This window comes from Micrococcus sp. HMSC31B01 (assembly GCF_001816085.1).
In the GTDB taxonomy this organism is placed as follows: Bacteria; Actinomycetota; Actinomycetes; order Actinomycetales; family Micrococcaceae; genus Micrococcus; species Micrococcus luteus.
In genome coordinates, this window is record NZ_KV825154.1 from 1 (window position 1) to 1,226 (window position 1,226).

At 64.3% G+C, this 1,226-nt stretch carries 1 protein-coding gene; it reads right to left on the minus strand.

Going from position 1 to position 1,226, the window contains the following annotated elements:
* Positions 1–184: 184 nt before the first annotated feature.
* On the minus strand, positions 185–1,057 hold the full coding sequence (locus HMPREF3105_RS07030) for an Ltp family lipoprotein (RefSeq protein ID WP_246830349.1): 873 nt from the start codon (positions 1,055–1,057) through the stop codon (positions 185–187).
* Positions 1,058–1,226: the final 169 nt, after the last annotated feature.

Genomic DNA, 1,226 nt, shown 5'->3' on the forward strand with positions numbered 1-1,226 from the left:
CGACTGGACCTACGAAACGGGGTCAGCCCAAGAGATCACCCCGGCCCTGCGTCAGGCGGAAGACAGCCCCGCATATTCTGGTCCTCCGCGGGCTGCGGAGGACCAGAATATGCGGGCGGCGGGTGGACCACCTGGCGACACCGTTGCCGACGCGTTCATTCAACGCGCCGGGCATGGCCGGGCGTCACTGGGACAGGTTGTCGATCGCGTACTGCGCCTGGTCGGGCGTGAACTCCTCGCCGTACTCCGAGACCAGTTGGTCGTAGATCGCAGACGGCGACATGTCCATCATCTCCTGATAGCTCTTCGCTTTGGCCAGCGCATTGGCATTCCAGTCCACGTCCGTCATGTTGTCGATCGCGTACTGCGCCGCTTCCGGTGAGAACTGCTCACCGTACTCGGAGACCAGCTGGCCATAGATGCCCATCTTGGACATGTCCATGTTCTCTTCGTAGCTGTACGCCTTGCGAAGCGCCGACTGGTACTCCATCGGCACATCCCCGGCCTCATGCTCGGCTGCCGCTTCCGTCTCCTCCGAGAGCGTCGGCGTGGGCTCAGGGGTGGGCGTGGGCTCCGATGCAGGAGCAGACCCCGCAGTAGGGGTCGAGGTCGACGATGCAGCCGGCGTGGAGGATGCGCCCCCGGACGCGCCGTCCACCTCCAGCGCCGCATACTCCGGGATGCGGTTAATGATGGGCGTCATGTTCTCAACGAACCTGTTGAGTTCCTCACCGGGCTGGTAGCAGTCGGTGGCTGCACCGGTCACAGACTGCACGATGTCCTGCATTGGCATCGTGTAACTGCCACCGCCCGACTTCACAATGCGCTGGATCTCCTCAGGCTCGGCCATCAGACGGTCCAAGGTGTCGTGATACTTGGGATGGGCGACCGCGCGCAGCTGATCGCCCTGCTCCACCAACCCCGCCACGCGACGATCCCTATCGCTCATGACGAGGTCTTCCATGTAGAAGTCCACGCTGAAGTCCAGGACGTCTAACGCCAGACCACCGCGGTTGCCTGCCAGCTGTTCGCACGTCTCGGTGGCCGTCAGCTGCATGGGGCTCTCCGAGGCGGCGGGCGACGGGGACACCGCCGAAGAAGGCGAGGACGATGAGGATTGGGAGCTAGACGGCCCCGGTCCCTCCTGACCGGAACAGCCGGTGGCCACGAGCATGAGGGGCAGGAAGAGGAGGAGTTGAGCCGCCCCCTTCATTCGGTCCGGACGT

Coding starts and splice junctions, on each gene's coding strand:
- HMPREF3105_RS07030 (WP_246830349.1), bottom strand. CDS start 1,057: ATGCAGCTGACGGCCACCGAGACGTGCGAACAGCTGGCAGGCAACCGC.